Raw genomic sequence first — 15,677 nt, forward strand, 5'->3', positions numbered from 1 at the left:
CCGGCCTCTTCGGCGCGGCCGGGGCGGGGGCCGGGCGCGCCGAAGCGGCGGTCACCGGACGACGTCGAAGACGTTCTTCTGGATGCCGTTGGCGTACGCCTCGTGCTCGACGAGCCGCAGCTTCCGGGTGTCCATGTCCGCGTCGCTGAACAGGCGCTTGCCGGCGCCGAGCAGCAGCGGGAAGACCAGCAGGTGGTAACGGTCGATCAGGCCGGCGTCGGAGAGGCTCCGGTTCAGCGACGCGCTGCCGTGGACGATGACGGGACCGCCCTCGCCCTCCTTGAGCGCGGCGACCTCGTCGAGTGAGCGCAGGATCGTGGTGTCCCCCCAGTTCGACACCAGGTCGCCCTCGGTCAGGGTGGTGGAGACGACGTACTTCGGCATCACCTTGTAGTCGGCGAAGTCCGCCATGTCCGGCCACACGGGGCTGAACGCCTCGTAGCTGGCCCGGCCCAGCAGCATCGCGGTGGCCTCCTGCTGTTCCCGGCCCTTGATCTCGAACGCCTCGGGCAGGAACTCGATGTCCTTGAAGGTCCAGCCCGCGTTCCGGTAGCCGGGCTCGCCGCCCGGGGCCTCCACGACGCCGTCGAGCGAGATGAACGCGGTGCTGATCAGGGTGCGCATCGGTGGTGATCCCCTTGTGTTCGCAGCGGGTTGTGCGGCTGTCTGTGAGGAGATCCTCTCCCGCGCGCCCTTTGTCATCAACGCGCCGTCCACACACCATACTTTAGTCGGGCTCGACGATGAGGGGGCGGTGGTCGCTGGACCGCGATCACCTCCACCGGGTCCCCGACTCGACGGCGCGGCCCTACCGCCGGGAAGGCCGCCGGGCCTGGTCGCCAGTGAGCCGGGGGCGACGCCGTCGCCGGCCTCGGCCCGGACCCCGCCGACCGCCGTAACCCGGTCAGGCGGCGGCGAACTGCCGCACCAGTTCCGCCGTCACGGCTCGGACCGCGGGCGACCGCCACCTCCTGCGCGCCCGAACGAGCTGCACCGGTACGTCGGGGAAGGCCGGACCCGGCACCTCGGCCAGCCGGCCCGCGCCCAGTGCTTCCACCACGGTGACGCGGGGCAGCAGGGTCAGTCCGAGGCCGGCCGTCACGCAGGAGCGGGCCGCCTCGATGCTGCCGAACCGGGTCAGCCGGGGCCGTGCGCCGGCCACCGCGAGGAGGTCCCGGGCCAGCCGGTCGCTGTAGGAACAGCCCTGTTCGTGCAGGAAGAAGTGTTGCCGGGCGAGGTCCGCCCAGTCGGCGGGCGGGCCGTCCGCCGAGGCCAGCGGGTGCCCCGGGGCGGCGACCAGGGCCAGCGGCTCGGTACCCAACCGCTCGGCGCTGAGATCCGCGTACTCGGCCCGTTCCTCCAGCAGCAGCGCGAGGTCCAGCCGGCCGGCACGCAGCCCGTCGACGGCGTCCGCCGTGCCCGTGGGATGCAGCTCGATCTCCAGCTCGGGCTGGGCGCGGCTCAGCGCGGCGACCACCCCCGGCAGCCGGGCCGCGCACAGCGTCTCGCCCGCGCCGAGCACCACCCGGCCGGTCACCGGCCCGCCGTCGTGCGCCGCCGCGGTGGCGCGCAGCCTCGCCTCCGCCTCCAGGACGGCCTCGGCGTCCGCGAGCAGCCGCCGGCCGGTGTCGGTGAGCACCGCGCCGCGCGGCAGCCGGTCGAACAGCCGCGCCCCCAGCTCCTTCTCCAGCGCCCGGATGTGGACGGTGACGGTCGACTGGGCGAGGTGCAGCTCGGCGGCCGTGGCGGTGAAGTTGCCGGTGCGGGCGAGGGTGGCGAAGGTGCACAGGAGTCGGGTGTCCACACCGCGACCCTAGGTCCTGCCACCCCGCAGTGCCATCGAGTATCCCGATGGGAACCTTCATCGATCATCATTTCCCTGCATGGCTCGCGCGTGGCAGCGTAAGAGCATGAGCATCGACACCAGCCGCGACATCCTCCGCTACGCCGCCTTCACCCCCGACCCCGCCGATCCGTCGGTCCCCGCCACGGCGGCCGGCGGGAACCCGGCCGGCGTGGTCCTCGACGCCGCCGGTCTCGACGACGCGGCGATGCTCGCCGTCGCCGCCGACCTCGGCTACTCGGAGACGGCGTTCGTCACGGCCCGGGACGACGCCCGGGGCCGCTTCCGCCTCCGCTACTTCAGCCCGCTGGCCGAGGTCCCCTTCTGCGGGCACGCCACCGTGGCCACGGCGGTGGCCCTCGCGGAGCGGATCGGGCCGGGCGCGTTCGTCTTCGACACACCGGTGGGCGAGATCCCGGTGACGACGACCACCGGCGCCGACGGCGACGTCCGGGCCACCCTGACCAGCGTGCCCACCCGCTCCCGGCCGGCCACCCCGCGGGAGCTGGACGCCGCGCTGGCCGCCCTCGGCTGGAGCGGCGACGACCTGGACCCGGAGCTGCCGCCCCACGTCGCCTTCGGGGGCAACGACCACCTGGTCCTGGCCGCCGCCTCCCGCGCCCGGCTGGCCGAGCTGGACTACGACTTCGACACCCTCGCCGACGTGATGCGCCGCCACGGCTGGACGACCCTGCAACTGGTCCGGCGCGCGTCCGACGTCTTGTTCCACGCCCGGGACCCGTTCCCGGTCGGCGGCGTGGTGGAGGACCCGGCGACGGGCGCGGCCGCGGTCGCCCTCGGCGGCTATCTGCGCGCCCTCGGCCTGGTGCGGGAGCCGGTGACGGTCACCGTGCGGCAGGGCGAGGACATGGGCCGGCCGAGCGAACTCCTCGTGGACGTCGACCCGTCGGACCCGCGCGTCCGTGTCACCGGCCGCGGCCGCGCCATCGCTGCGGCCGAGTGAGCCCACGCCCCGGAGTCCGGCGCCTACGCGCCTGGAACTCGGCGCCCACACCCCGGGCCCGGCGCCCGGGGGATGCCCGCGCCCCTGGCCGGCGCGAGGCAGCCCCGAGCGCACGAACCAGAAGCGCTCACCAGGTGCACGGCAGGGTCCGCGGCCCCCGGATCATCGTCTTGCGGCGCCAGGCCACCTCCTCGGCGGGGACCGCCAGCCGCAGGTCCGGCAGCCGCTCCAGCACCGTGTCGACCAGCAGCTCGATCTGCGTCCGGGCCAGCACCGCGCCCGTGCAGTGGTGCGGCCCGTTCCCGAACGCCAGATGCGGGTTGGGGTCCCGGTCGGGGTCGATGGCGCCCGGGTCCGGGAACACCTCCGGGTCGCGGTTGGCGGCCAGGTACGACACGTACACCGGCTCTCCCGCGGAGATCCGCTGCCCGGACAGCTCGACGTCCTCCAGGGCGATCCGGGCGAGGCCCACGCTGCTGCGGTGCGGAACGAAACGCAGCAGCTCGTCGAGGACCGGCCCGCGCTCCGCCGGCCGCTCCCGCACGCGCGTCATCAACTCCGGCCGGGTGAGCAGGAGGTACAGGATCTGCCCGCAGTTGTGGGTGACGGCCTCGCCGCCGATCTGCAGCGGCCCGGCGAGCCCGATCGCCTCCTCCTCGCCCACCTCGCCGCGCGCCACGGCGGCCCCCAGCATGGCGTAGACGTCCTCGCCGCGGCCGTCGGAGCGCGCCCGTACCGTCTCGGTGATCCACCCGTAGAGGCCCTTCTTGGCCCGCTCGGCCGCCTCGGCGCCACCGGACGTGGAGATGATCTGCCGGGTCCAGGAGTGCACCCGCTCCCGCTGGTCCGCCGGTACCCCCATCACCTCGCTGACCACGGCCGGCGGAAACGGCTCCAGCACCCGTTCCACCAGGTCCGCGGGCGGCCCGTCCGCCACGACGCCGTCCAGCAGCCCGTCGAGGATCCTCTGGGCCCGGGGCCGCAGCCGCTTCATCGCGCTGACGGTGAACGCGCTCGCGACCACCTTGCGCAGCCGGTTGTGGTCCGGCTGGTCGGCCCACGCCAGCGAGCCCGGCATCGGCTTGAAGTGCGGCGCCATCCGCGTGACCTGGCGCCTGGTCACCTCGGCCCGGCTGAACCGAGGGTCGTTGGTGACGGTCCGGACGTCCTCGTACCGGGTGGCCAGCCACGCCCAGCCCTCGCCGTGCGGCAGCCGGATCCGGGTGAGCGGCCCCTCGCGCATCAGGTCGGCGAGCACCGGGTCGAAGTCGGTGCCGTCCAGATCCGGCGTCGGCCAGTCCCTCACCGGGGGTTCGGTGAGCGTGGTGGTCTCCTCTGTCATGCCCCCACCCTGACCGCCGTCCGCCCGGCTGTCGCCCCGGAGTGCTCCAGCCGGAGGTCACCCGGGCAGCGCGTCGACGAGCCGCGCCAGCGCCGAGGCGAGCCGGGACAACCCCGGCCCGGCGGGACCGCCCGGCTCGCTCATGTACGTGTCCCGGCGGATCTCGACCATCAGCGCACTCACCCGGGGCACGGTCCCGTAGAACTCCAGCGGCACGTACGTACCGGCGAACGGGCTGTCGAAGCCGGTTCCCCCGCACTCCGCGAACGCCTCCCGGGCCGCCGCCGCCAGCCAGGGCGGGGTGTGGAAGGAGTCGGTGCCCAGGCAGACCGGCGGGCGCGGGCCGTCGCCGTGCAGCTCGTAGGGCAGCCGGACGGCCGGGTAGGAGTGCACGTCGACGATCACGGCCCGGCCGGTGGCCGCCAGCCGCCCGGCGACGGCCCGCGTCATCGCCCGCGCGTACGGCCGGAAGTACCGCTCGACCAGCGGCTCGGGATCACCGTCCCCGGCCCGCAGCACCTCCTGGTGCGTGGTCCGTGTGTACACGGCCCCCATCCCGACGGCGCGCATCTCCTCCCGTTCGTCCGGGAACCGCTCCGGATCCACCACCAGCCGCGACAGCCGGTTCACGAACCGCCACGGCGTCACGGCGGCCAGCCGGGCGGCCTCCTCGGCCAGCTCCGCGGTGTGCGCGTCGGTGATGAGGTCCAGTTCCCGCTCCAGCTCCCCGTCGTCCAGCAGGATCCCGGCCCGCACACCGGCCGGGATCTCCCGGGCGGAGTGCGGCACGTGCAGGATCACGGGGGAGTCGTCGGCACCCGGCAGCAGTTCGCAAGTCAGGGGCGGCGCGGGACGGGACACTGGGCGGCTCCGGGGCGGTTCGACGACGTACGGCGGGACCGGCGCCCGGAAACCGGCGCCGGAAGGATCAAGGTGCCATACGGGTCTGACAACGGGTGCACGGGCCCGGTCGCCGGACCAGCCGCGGGCCGGAGTCCCCGCGGTCACCTAAGTCACCGCGGTGCGCACGGGCGGCATGACCGCGCCCCGCCCGGGGACGGTCCCGGGCGGGGCGCGGCGGCGGGGCGTTACGAGGTCAGCTCAGCGACGCCAGCGCCTCGTTCCAGGTCGCCGACGGACGCATCACCGCGGCGGCCTTGGCCGGGTCGGGCTGGTAGTAGCCGCCGATCTCGGCCGGCCGGCCCTGGACCGCGTTCAGCTCGTCGACGATCTTCTGCTCGTTCGCGGCGAGCGTCTCGGCGAGCGGCGCGAACGCCTTGGCGAGCTCGGCGTCCTCCGTCTGCCGCGCCAGCTCCTGAGCCCAGTACAGGGACAGGTAGAAGTGGCTGCCGCGGTTGTCGATGCCGCCGACGCGACGGGTCGGGGACTTGTCCTCGTTGAGGAAGGTCGCCGTGGCGCGGTCGAGGGCGTCGGCCAGCACCTTGGCGCGGGCGTTCCCGGTGGCGGTGGCGCACTGCTCCAGGGAGGGCACCAGGGCGAAGAACTCACCGAGGGAGTCCCAGCGCAGGTAGTTCTCCTTGACCAGCTGCTGGACGTGCTTCGGCGCGGAGCCGCCGGCGCCCGTCTCGAACAGGCCGCCGCCCGCCATCAGCGGGACGACCGACAGCATCTTGGCGCTGGTGCCCAGCTCCAGGATGGGGAACAGGTCGGTCAGGTAGTCGCGCAGCACGTTGCCGGTGACGGAGATGGTGTTCTCGCCGCGGCGGATGCGCTCGATCGACAGCTTGGTGGCCTCGACCGGCGCCAGGATCCGGATGTCCAGACCCTCGGTGTCGTGCTCCGGCAGGTACGCCTCGACCTTCTCGATCAGCCGCGCGTCGTGGGCGCGGGTCTCGTCCAGCCAGAAGACGGCCGGGTCGCCCGTGGCGCGGGCGCGGGTGACGGCCAGCTTCACCCAGTCCCTGATCGGCGCGTCCTTGGTCTGGCAGGCGCGGAAGATGTCGCCCGCGGCGACCGGCTGCTCCAGGACCACGTTGCCGGCCTGGTCGACCAGGCGGACGGTGCCCGCCGCCGGGATCTCGAAGGTCTTGTCGTGCGAGCCGTACTCCTCGGCCTTCTGCGCCATCAGGCCGACGTTCGGGACGGAGCCCATGGTGGCCGGGTCGTAGGCGCCGTTGGCGCGGCAGTCGTCGATCACGGCCTGGTAGACGCCGGAGTACGAGGAGTCCGGCAGGACCGCGAGGGTGTCGGCCTCCTGGCCGTCCGGGCCCCACATGTGGCCGGAGGTGCGGATCATGGCCGGCATGGAGGCGTCGACGATCACGTCCGAGGGGACGTGCAGGTTGGTGATGCCCTTGTCGGAGTCGACCATCGCCAGGGCCGGGCCCTCGGCGATCTCCGCCTCGAAGGACGCCTTGATCGCGTCGCCCTCGGGCAGCGCCTGAAGCCCCTTGAGGATGCCGCCGAGGCCGTCGTTCGGGGAGAGCCCGGCGGCGGCCAGCGCGGCGCCGTACCGCTCGAACGTCTTCGGGAAGAAGGCGCGGACGACGTGGCCGAAGATGATCGGGTCGGAGACCTTCATCATGGTGGCCTTCAGGTGCACCGAGAACAGCACGCCCTCGGCCTTGGCGCGGGCGACCTGGGCGGTGAGGAACTCGCGCAGCTCGGCGACGCGCATCACGGAGGCGTCGACGACCTCACCGGCGAGGACCGGTACGGACTCGCGCAGCACCGTGGTGGTGCCGTCCTCGGCCGCCAGCTCGATCCGCAGCGTGCCGTCCTCGGCGACGACGGCGGACTTCTCGGTGGACCGGAAGTCGTTCTCGCCCATGGTCGCCACGTTGGTCCGGGACTCGGGGGTCCAGGCGCCCATGCGGTGCGGGTGGGTCTTGGCGTAGTTCTTCACCGAGGCCGGGGCACGGCGGTCGGAGTTGCCCTCGCGCAGGACCGGGTTCACGGCGGAGCCCTTGATCTTGTCGTAGCGGGCCTTGATCTCCCGCTCCTCGTCGGTCTTGGGGTCGTCCGGGTAGTTCGGCAGCGCGTAGCCCTGCGCCTGCAGCTCGGCGACCGCGGCCTTGAGCTGCGGGATCGACGCCGAGATGTTCGGCAGCTTGATGATGTTGGCCGCCGGCGTCTTGGCCAGCTCGCCCAGCTCGGACAGGGCGTCCGGGATGCGCTGGTCCTCGGTGAGGTACTCCGGGAACACCGCGATGATGCGTCCGGCCAGGGAGATGTCACGGGTCTCCACAGTGACACCCGCCTGCGAGGCGTAAGCCTGGACCACCGGCAGGAAGGAATACGTCGCCAGGGCCGGGGCCTCGTCAGTGTGCGTATAGATGATGGTCGAGTCAGTCACCGGGTGCTCCGCTCCACGTCTGCAACATTGCTCGACATCAAGATATCTCGTGAGCGGGTCCGGCTCGACAGGGGTGGCCACAACGGCGGCGGCCCGGGGAGGCGACCGGCGCCCGGGCCGGTCGGCTCCCCGGCGCGGCGCCCGGTCGGGACGTGAGAAGGCCGGCCGGACCGGTACGTGTGTCCGTCGAGCCGGCGGGACGCGCGCCGGCAGGGCCGCGACGCGCGTGCGCCGCGCCGGGAGGCGTCGGCCGAGCCGGGGAGGCGTCGGCCGAGCGGGGGAGGCGTCGGCCGAGCCGGGGGAGGTGTCAGTCGAGCCGGACGACGGGCAGTCCGCCCGGCTCGGCGTTCTGCGCGCCACGCTGCTGCGGGATCGCCCCCGGGCCGAGCAGATTGACGTCGCGGGCGGGCGCCGGGATCCGGATGCCCTCCGCGCGGAACCGCCGGTGCAGCCGCTTGATGAACTCGTGCTTGATCCGGTACTGGTCGCTGAACTCCCCGACGCCGAGGATCACGGTGAAGCCGATCCGCGAGTCACCGAAGGTGTGGAAGCGCACCGCGGGCTCGTGGTCGGGCACCGCCCCGGTGATCCCGGTCATCACCTCCGAGACGACCTCCATGGTCACCTTCTCCACCCGGTCCAGATCGCTGTCGTAGGCGACGCCGGCCTGCACGAGGATCGTCAGCTGGTGCTCGGGCCGCATGAAGTTGGTCATGTTGGCCTTGGCCAGCTGGCCGTTGGGAATCACGATCAGGTTGTTGGACAGCGCCCGCACGGTCGTCTGACGCCAGTTGATGTCCTCGACGTAGCCCTCCTCGCCACTGCTCAGCTTGATGTAGTCACCGGGCTGGACCGTCTTCGAGGCGAGGATGTGGACACCGGCGAAGAGATTGGCCAGCGTGTCCTGCAGCGCGAGGGCCACCGCCAGACCGCCGACGCCGAGGGCGGTGAGCAGCGGGGCTATGGAGATCCCGAGCGTCTGCAGCACCACCAGGAAGCCGATGGCCAGTACCAGGATCCGGCTGATGTTCACGAAGATCGTGGCCGACCCGGCGACACCGGAGCGGGACTGGGTGACACTGCTCACCAGCCCGGCGACCACCCGTGCCGCCGACATGGTCGCGACGACGATGAGCAGCACCGTCAGACACTGGTTCACGGTGTGCTGCACGGCCCGCGTCAGCGGCAGCACCGCGCCCGCGGCCGCCGCCCCGCCCGCGATCGCCGCCCACGGCACCACCGTGCGCAGCGCGTCCACGATCACGTCGTCGCCGCTCCACTTGGTCCGCTTGGCGTGCTTGCCCAGCCAGCGCAGCAATGCGCGGGACAGGAACGCCGCGAGGAGCCCGGCGGCCACGGCCACACCGGAGAAGACGAGGTCGTGCGCCGTCAGCGAGCGGGTCATCACCGGGCACCTCCGAAGGTACGCTCCACGGCCGACGAGGCCGCCGACGGTCGGATGTGAGAACGCGTCACGTTGTCCACCTGCTCGTTTGCGGGAAGTGCGATCACGCGCGCCGGGCGACTCCACCGACCGCGTGAGCGCTCATCTTGCCGCATTCTGAACGCCAGTTCGCGCACGGCGGGGAGCGGACCGGCCCGGACCGGTGCAGCCGCATGACCGGCCGGGCCGACGGCGGTCGGCGTACCCGGGCCGCCGCATGACGTAACCGGGCCCCCTCATCCGGGCTGAGCCGTTCCGCACTCGGGGCCGGGGCGGCCGGGCCGGGGGGACGGGGATCCATCCGTCAGCGGGGCCTCTGGTCGCCCGCGCGATCGCTACCGAGGCCGTGCCCGAGTTCCGACCCGTGCCCGAGTTCCGACCCGAGCCCCAGCCCCAGTCAGAGACTTGGCCGTGCCTGCCCTGCCTGCCGTTCCCGAGCCCGAGCGGCCCGCCAACCGTCCCCGACGCGCGCCCCGGCCGCGCTTCTCACAGCACCTTCCACCGCACCAGCGCCCCCAGCGTCAGCGCCCCCGGCACCAACGGCAGCCACACCGTGATGATCCGGTAGGCGAGCACCACCGCCGTGGCCGCGGCGACCGGGCCGCCGGCCGCCACCAGTGCCACGACCAGCGCCGCCTCAACCGAGCCGATGCCGCCCGGGGTCGGTACCAGCGCCACCGCGACCGTCGCCGCGAGATAGGCCACCATGACGTGCCCGGGCGGCACCGCCAGCCCGAGCGCCCGCGCCACCAGCACCAGCGCGGCCGACTGCAGCGCCGGGAACGCCAGGGACCCGCCCCACAGTGCCAGCGCCCGCCCCGGCAGGGTGTGCACCGAGCGCGCCTCGGCGAGCGCCGTCCGCAGGAAGGCGGACACCATCGTGCGCAGCCGCCGTACGAGGACCAGTGCGGCCACCGCCACCAGCAGCACGCCGCCGAGCACCGCCAGCATCGGCCAGAGCGCCCCCCGCGGCAGCAGTGGGCCGAGCCGCAGGGCCTGCGGGAACGCCAGCGCAAGCATCACCAGCAGCCCGACCCGGCCCACCCCCTCGGCCAGCAGGTACAGCGCGAGCGCCGCCGCCGCGCGGGCCGGCGGCACGCCGCACACCGTCATGAACCGCAGATTGACGGCGCCCGCGCCGAGCCCGGTGGGCATCAGATGGTTGGCCGCGCCGGCGGCGAACTGGGTGGCGAGCAACCGCCGCCGGGGCAGCCGCAAGACCACCGCGCCCTGCCGGGTGACGGCGGCGGCCACCCAGGTCAGGCAGGTCACCCCGACGGCCGCCATCAGCCACGGCCACTCGGCCCGCCGCACCTGCCCGAACCCCTCGACGAGCACCTGCCGATGCCGCACCGCCACCACGCCGACGAGAGCCGGCGGCAGCAGGCACAGCAGCCGGCGGACCGGAACGCGCCCCGGACGGCGCGGCACACCCTGGTGAAGCTCTGCCACGGTCACGTCCGCAGATCCTGCCCGCGCCACCCCAACGGGGGATGGCCGCGCCACGACCCCCGGCTTACACGCGGACACCGGTCCGGACGCCGGTCCCCGCTCCGGTCCGGATGCCGGTCCCCGCTCCGATCGGGATGCCGGTCCCCGCTCCGATCGGGGCTTCGGTCCGCTCGCCGACCGGGGCACCGGGCCGCGTCCCGGCGGCCCGGTCTTGACCTCAATGCCGGTCGAGGTTCTAGGTTCTCGGCCATGAGCATGGAGACCACGGCGTGGATGCAGCTGCACAGCGTCCTGAACGCCCAGCAGGACCGCCGCCCCTTCGACCGAGACACGCTGCGCCGCATCGCCGCGTTCGCCCGCCCGCACCGCCGCCGGATCGCGCTCTTCGTCGTGCTCGGGGTGGTGACCGCACTGTTCGCCGTGGCCACCCCCCTGCTGGCCGGGCGGGTCGTCGACGCGATCGTGACGCACGGCGAGGACGGCACCGTCGTCGGGCTCGCCCTGCTCATCGCGGTCATCGCGGTCCTGGAGGCCGGGCTGGGCATCCTCGCCCGGAGGCTGTCGGCGACGCTCGGTGAGGGACTCATCCTCGATCTGCGGACGGCTGTGTTCGATCATGTGCAGCGCATGCCGGTCGCGTTCTTCACACGTACTCGTACGGGCGCGCTCGTCTCCCGGCTCAACAACGACGTCATCGGGGCCCAGCGGGCGTTCAGCAACACCCTGTCCGGAGTGGTGAGCAACTTCGTCACCCTGCTGCTCACCCTGGTCGTCATGCTCACCCTGTCCTGGCAGGTCACGCTGATCGCGCTGGTCCTGCTGCCGGTGTTCGTGGTGCCCGCCCGCCGCATGGGCCGCCGGATGGCCGCCATGCAGCGGGAGGCGGCCGCCCTCAACGCCGCGATGGGAACCCGGATGACCGAGCGGTTCTCCGCGCCCGGGGCGACTCTGGTGAAGCTCTTCGGCCGCCCGGAGGAGGAGTCCGCGGAGTTCGCCGAGCGCGCGGCGCGCGTCCGCGACATCGGGATCCGCACCGCGACCGCACAGTCCGTCTTCATCACCTCCCTCACCCTGGTCTCCGCGCTGGCCCTCGCCCTGGTCTACGGGCTCGGCGGCCACCTCGCCCTGGAGGGCACCCTCGACCCCGGCGCCGTGGTCGCGTTGGCGCTGCTGCTGACCCGCCTGTACGCGCCGCTGACGGCGCTCGCCGGAGCGCGCGTCGAGGTGATGAGCGCGCTGGTGAGCTTCGAGCGGGTCTTCGAGGTGCTAGACCTGGATCCGCTGATCGACGACCGTCCGGACGCCCGGGAGGTGCCCGACGGGCCGGTGTCCGTCGAGTTCGACGACGTCCGCTTCGCCTACCCGTCCGCCGACAAGGTCTCCCTCGCCTCCCTGGAGGAGGTCGCCGCCCTCGACACCCGCGGCGGCGAGGACGTGCTGCACGGTGTGTCCTTCCGCGCCGAACCCGGGCAGACCATCGCCCTCGTGGGCTCCTCCGGTGCCGGCAAGTCGACCATCGCCCAGTTGCTTCCGCGTCTGTACGACGTCGATTCGGGTGCCGTCCGCATCGGCGGCGTGGACGTGCGCGAACTCGGCTCCCGCTCTCTGCGGGCCACCCTCGGCATGGTCACCCAGGACGGCCATCTCTTCCACGACACCGTCCGCGCCAACCTGCTGCTGGCCCGGCCGGGCGCCGACGAGGAGGAGCTGTGGGACGCGCTGCGCCGCTCCCGCCTCGACGAGCTGGTCCGGTCACTGCCCGACGGTCTGGACACGGTGGTGGGGGAGCGCGGCTACCGGCTGTCCGGCGGTGAGCGCCAGCGCATGACCATCGCGCGGCTGCTGCTCGCCCGCCAGCGGGTCGTCATCCTCGACGAGGCGACCGCGCACCTCGACAACACCTCCGAGGCCGCGGTGCAGGAGGCCCTCACCGAGGCGCTGTCGGGCCGTACGGCCGTGGTCATCGCCCACCGGCTCTCCACGGTCCGCGCCGCCGACCGGATCCTGGTCGTGGAGGCCGGCCGCATCGTCGAACAGGGCACGCACGACGAGCTTCTCGCCGCCGCGGGCCGTTACGCCGAGTTGTACCGCACCCAGTTCGAGGAGCCGACCACGGTGCAGACCGTGGCGTAGCGGTTTCGGTTCCGGGCCCGGGCGGTGCGGTCAGGTCAGCGGCGCAGCCACTCGTCGAGGAGCGCCGCCTCGGTCGTGCTGAGCCCGGGCAGGTCGGGCACGAGGGTGCGGAAGGCGGCGACCACCGCCGTCCGGTCCTGGACGGCGACGGCGGGTTCGTCCGCGAGGACGGCGCGCGCCACCGCGTCGAAGGCGGCGTCGGCCAGGCCCGGGTCGTTCCGCTCCGGCGGCAGGGTCAGCAGGGTGTGGACGGTGCCGACCCCCGCCGCGCGGATCAGGTTGACCGCCCGCTCCTCGCTCACCGTGAGCCGCCCCGCGGCGGCGACCCTGCGCACCCGCTCGGCGAGGATCCGCACCCCCGCGGTCTGAGCGGGGGTGTCGCGGGCTCGGACCGGGTCCAGCAGCAGGCCGTAGACAAAGGGGTTGGCCAGGCCGAAGTCGATCTGGGCGTGCCACCCGGCGCGCAGGTCCGCCACGGGGTCGTCCGAGACCGCGGTGGCCTGCTTGCCCGCGACGTGCTCGGCGAAGACGTGCTCCGCCGCGGCGTCCAGCAGGTCGTCCTTGTCCTGGAACAAGCGGTAGAGAGCCGGGGGCTGAAGCCCGGCCTCCTGGGCCACGCGGCGGGTGGTCACCGCGGCCGGCCCCTGCTCGCGCAGCAGACCGGCAGCGGCCTTCACGATGCGGTCCCGGGTCATGTCCCGCCGCTGGGTGTTCGACGCCATGGATCCGATGGTATCGCCGGGTTGTGACAGTCGGTGCTTCCAGCGGAAATGTCGGTGTTCGTCATCGGGCAGCCTCCGTCATGTCGCTCTTCCCGCCGCAGGCGGTCCACGCGGCGACCGAGGACGTCGCCCGGCAGCCGGTTCCCCCGCCGCCCGCCGCGTGAGCCGACCGGCGCGAACGCCCCGGCGGGGCGGGCCGACGGCGTGGCCCGGGCAGGCGGGGTCACCTGGTGAGCGGGGTCGGCTTCGGCCGGGTGGGCAGATCGAGCTGGTACTCGTGCGTGCGGCGCTCCGTGCCGAAGCCCAGCCGACGGTTGACGTCGATCATGTGGACGTTGTCCTCGGCGTTGTCGGTCCTGACGGCCGTGACGGCGGGGTGTTCGGCGCGCAGCCGCCGCAACATGGCGGCCTTGACCCACAGGCCCAGCCCGTGGCCGCGGTGGGCGGGGACGACCGCCGTGTCGTACTGCTCGGCCCGTGCGGTTCCGCCCCGGGGCAGCACGATCTCGGTGTAACCGGCCATGCTGCCGTCCTCATGGACCGCCGCGACGGTCAGCAGGGTGTCCCCCCGCCCGGACACCACCTCGGCCATGGAGCGCACCCGGTCGGCGTCCCACTGCGATGTGCCGTAGTCCAGGTCACCGACGGGCATGTCGTTCATCGCGTTCTTGGCGGCGGCGAAGGCGTCGGCGAGGACGTCGGGGACGGTGCCGGTCCAGCCGGCCAGCCGGTACCCCGGGCGCTCGGCGTCGGCGAGCTCGTCGACCTCGGTCCAGTCCACGTCGGCGAGGCTCAGGACCAGGTGGTTCAGCGTGAGGGCGCGGGAGAACCCCGACCGCTCGCAGAACGCCTCGCCCGGGCTGTCGGCGGCCGTCTCGGTGATCAGGCTGCGCCGGTTGTCGGCCCGGCACGCGTCCAGGACCGCCGACAGGAGCAGGGAGCCGGTTCCGCGGAGGCGGTGCGCGGGGTCGACGTGGAGTTGGAGTTCGGCCAGGTGGTCCCGGCCGGGCGAGCTGAACAGACGCAGGGCCGCGACCCCGGTCACGACGTCATCGGAAGCGGTGGCCAGCCAGGTGAGCCGTCGGCTGTCCAGGCCGGGCGTGGCGAGCTGGGCCTGGATCTGCTCGGGCGCGGGTGCGGGGACCCCGGGGAGATCGTGGGCCATCGAGGCGGCGACGACGCGGTGCCAGGCAGCGGCGTCGGCCATCGGGACGCTGGGCGGAGAGGTGAGACGGACGTGGTCGGTCACGGCCGGCGGCTCCTGCGGTCGGGGTCGTCGAACTGGCTTACACCCTACGGACCTTGATGACCTGGCGCATCGCCGACCGTGCCGCGCATCGGCCACCGTGTGTGCTCCTCCAGGCTGCCGCGGTCACTGTCGGGTGACGCGATCACGGTCAGGTGGCGTGCGGCGCGGGCGGCGTACCACCCCTGCCGCACGCCCGGCGGCGGCTCAGCGTCCGGCGAGGAGTTCCAGCGTGTCGATCACGCGGTTGGAGAAGCCCCACTCGTTGTCGTACCAGGCGACCACCTTGATGTGGCGGCCGTCGACGCGGGTGAGGGCCGAGTCGAAGATCGACGAGGCGGGATTGCCGGTGATGTCGGAGGAGACCAGCGGGTCCTCCGAGTACTCCAGGACACCGGCGAGCGGCCCCTGCGCCGCGGCGCGGTACGCCGCCAGCACCTCGTCGCGCGTCACGTCGCGGGCGACGGCCGTGTTGAGCTCCACGATCGAACCCACCGGCACCGGCACCCGGATCGAGTCGCCCGACAGCTTGCCGTCGAGGTTCGGCAGCACCAGGCCGATCGCCTTGGCGGCGCCGGTCGTGGTCGGCACGATGTTGACACCGGCGGCCCGGGCGCGACGGGCGTCGCGGTGCGGACCGTCCTGCAGGTTCTGCTCCTGCGTGTAGGCGTGCACCGTCGTCATGAAGCCGTGCTCGATCCCGGCGAGTTCGTCGAGGACGGCCGCCAGCGGCGCGAGCGCGTTGGTGGTGCAGGAGGCGTTCGACACGATCGTGTGCAGGGCCGGGTCGTAGGCGTCGGTGTTGACCCCGAACGCGAGGGTGACGTCGGCGCCGTCGGAGGGCGCGCTGACGAGCACCTTCTTGGCGCCGGCGTCGAGATGGGCACGGGCGGCCTTGGCGGAGGTGAAACGCCCGGTGGCCTCCAGCACGATGTCGACGCCGAGGTCGGCCCACGGCAGCTGCGCCGGTTCCCGCTCGGCCAGCACCGTGATCCGGTGTCCGTCGACGACGAGGGCGTCCCCGTCGACGGACACCGGGCGCCCGAGCCGGCCGGCCGTGCTGTCGTAGGCGAGCAGGCGGGCGAGCGTGGCGGGCTCGGTGAGGTCGTTGACCGCGACGATCTCGAGGGCGCTGTCGCGCTCCAGCAGGGCGCGCAGCACGTTGCGCCCGATGCGGCCGAATCCGTTGATGGCGATGCGAGTCATGAGTGGTGT

At 73.4% G+C, this 15,677-nt stretch carries 12 protein-coding genes; 2 read left to right on the forward strand and 10 right to left on the reverse strand.

The annotated features are described in order from the left end of the window. Window positions 1–51: 51 nt before the first annotated feature. Both ACSLTV_RS28230 and ACSLTV_RS28235 read right to left on the reverse strand, forming a co-directional pair. Entirely contained in the window at window positions 52–624 is a 573-nt protein-coding gene (locus ACSLTV_RS28230) for a dihydrofolate reductase family protein (protein WP_432136213.1), read from the reverse strand. 280 nt (window positions 625–904) lie between these two features. Next, window positions 905–1,804 carry a LysR family transcriptional regulator gene (locus tag ACSLTV_RS28235; protein ID WP_435613109.1) on the reverse strand — a complete coding sequence of 300 codons (900 nt, stop codon included), beginning with the start codon at window positions 1,802–1,804 and terminating at the stop codon, window positions 905–907. A gap of 106 nt (window positions 1,805–1,910) precedes the next feature. On the opposite strand from ACSLTV_RS28235, the gene ACSLTV_RS28240 reads away from it, so the two are divergent. Next, window positions 1,911–2,807, forward strand: a complete 897-nt coding sequence (locus ACSLTV_RS28240) for a PhzF family phenazine biosynthesis isomerase (protein ID WP_432136215.1) — start codon at window positions 1,911–1,913, stop codon at window positions 2,805–2,807. 127 nt (window positions 2,808–2,934) lie between these two features. Here the strand turns inward: ACSLTV_RS28240 and ACSLTV_RS28245 are convergent, their stop codons facing one another. The 5 genes from ACSLTV_RS28245 to ACSLTV_RS28265 all read right to left on the reverse strand — a co-directional run bounded on the left by ACSLTV_RS28245 (window position 2,935) and on the right by ACSLTV_RS28265 (window position 10,367). Beyond that, window positions 2,935–4,149 (reverse strand): cytochrome P450, encoded by a 1,215-nt coding sequence (locus ACSLTV_RS28245; protein ID WP_435613110.1) that lies wholly within the window; start codon window positions 4,147–4,149, stop codon window positions 2,935–2,937. A gap of 57 nt (window positions 4,150–4,206) precedes the next feature. After that, a complete protein-coding gene (locus ACSLTV_RS28250; protein WP_435613111.1) occupies window positions 4,207–5,010 on the reverse strand; it encodes an N-formylglutamate amidohydrolase in 804 nt (267 codons plus the stop codon). A gap of 235 nt (window positions 5,011–5,245) precedes the next feature. After that, window positions 5,246–7,465, reverse strand: a complete 2,220-nt coding sequence (locus ACSLTV_RS28255) for an NADP-dependent isocitrate dehydrogenase (RefSeq protein WP_432158783.1) — start codon at window positions 7,463–7,465, stop codon at window positions 5,246–5,248. A 307-nt stretch (window positions 7,466–7,772) separates the two neighbouring features. Next, window positions 7,773–8,870 carry a mechanosensitive ion channel family protein gene (locus tag ACSLTV_RS28260; RefSeq protein ID WP_432136219.1) on the reverse strand — a complete coding sequence of 366 codons (1,098 nt, stop codon included), beginning with the start codon at window positions 8,868–8,870 and terminating at the stop codon, window positions 7,773–7,775. A 525-nt stretch (window positions 8,871–9,395) separates the two neighbouring features. Next, window positions 9,396–10,367, reverse strand: coding sequence for a lysylphosphatidylglycerol synthase transmembrane domain-containing protein (locus ACSLTV_RS28265; protein WP_435613112.1), 972 nt, complete (start codon window positions 10,365–10,367; stop codon window positions 9,396–9,398). A gap of 243 nt (window positions 10,368–10,610) precedes the next feature. On the opposite strand from ACSLTV_RS28265, the gene ACSLTV_RS28270 reads away from it, so the two are divergent. Then, window positions 10,611–12,494, forward strand: a complete 1,884-nt coding sequence (locus ACSLTV_RS28270; RefSeq protein ID WP_432136221.1) for an ABC transporter ATP-binding protein — start codon at window positions 10,611–10,613, stop codon at window positions 12,492–12,494. Between the two features lie 35 nt (window positions 12,495–12,529). On the opposite strand, the gene ACSLTV_RS28275 is transcribed toward ACSLTV_RS28270, so the two are convergent. The 3 genes from ACSLTV_RS28275 to gap all read right to left on the reverse strand — a co-directional run bounded on the left by ACSLTV_RS28275 (window position 12,530) and on the right by gap (window position 15,668). After that, complete coding sequence (locus ACSLTV_RS28275) at window positions 12,530–13,216, reverse strand: TetR/AcrR family transcriptional regulator (protein ID WP_432136222.1); 687 nt, start codon at window positions 13,214–13,216, stop codon at window positions 12,530–12,532. 223 nt (window positions 13,217–13,439) lie between these two features. Further along, window positions 13,440–14,465, reverse strand: a complete 1,026-nt coding sequence (locus ACSLTV_RS28280; RefSeq protein ID WP_435613113.1) for a GNAT family N-acetyltransferase — start codon at window positions 14,463–14,465, stop codon at window positions 13,440–13,442. A 204-nt stretch (window positions 14,466–14,669) separates the two neighbouring features. Next, on the reverse strand, window positions 14,670–15,668 hold the full coding sequence (gene gap / locus ACSLTV_RS28285; protein WP_432158780.1) for a type I glyceraldehyde-3-phosphate dehydrogenase: 999 nt from the start codon (window positions 15,666–15,668) through the stop codon (window positions 14,670–14,672). Window positions 15,669–15,677: the final 9 nt, after the last annotated feature.

The organism is Streptomyces sp. bgisy159, from assembly GCF_965341775.1.
Classification (GTDB): Bacteria; Actinomycetota; Actinomycetes; order Streptomycetales; family Streptomycetaceae; genus Streptomyces.

What these genes read in the sequence shown, in the direction of transcription:
- ACSLTV_RS28230 (WP_432136213.1), bottom strand. Translation starts at nt 624, where the DNA reads ATGCGCACCCTGATCAGCACCGCGTTCATCTCGCTCGACGGCGTCGTG.
- ACSLTV_RS28240 (WP_432136215.1), top strand. Translation starts at nt 1,911, where the DNA reads ATGAGCATCGACACCAGCCGCGACATCCTCCGCTACGCCGCCTTCACC.
- ACSLTV_RS28245 (WP_435613110.1), bottom strand. Translation starts at nt 4,149, where the DNA reads ATGACAGAGGAGACCACCACGCTCACCGAACCCCCGGTGAGGGACTGG.
- ACSLTV_RS28260 (WP_432136219.1), bottom strand. Translation starts at nt 8,870, where the DNA reads ATGACCCGCTCGCTGACGGCGCACGACCTCGTCTTCTCCGGTGTGGCC.
- ACSLTV_RS28270 (WP_432136221.1), top strand. Translation starts at nt 10,611, where the DNA reads ATGAGCATGGAGACCACGGCGTGGATGCAGCTGCACAGCGTCCTGAAC.
- ACSLTV_RS28275 (WP_432136222.1), bottom strand. Translation starts at nt 13,216, where the DNA reads ATGGCGTCGAACACCCAGCGGCGGGACATGACCCGGGACCGCATCGTG.
- gap (WP_432158780.1), bottom strand. Translation starts at nt 15,668, where the DNA reads ATGACTCGCATCGCCATCAACGGATTCGGCCGCATCGGGCGCAACGTG.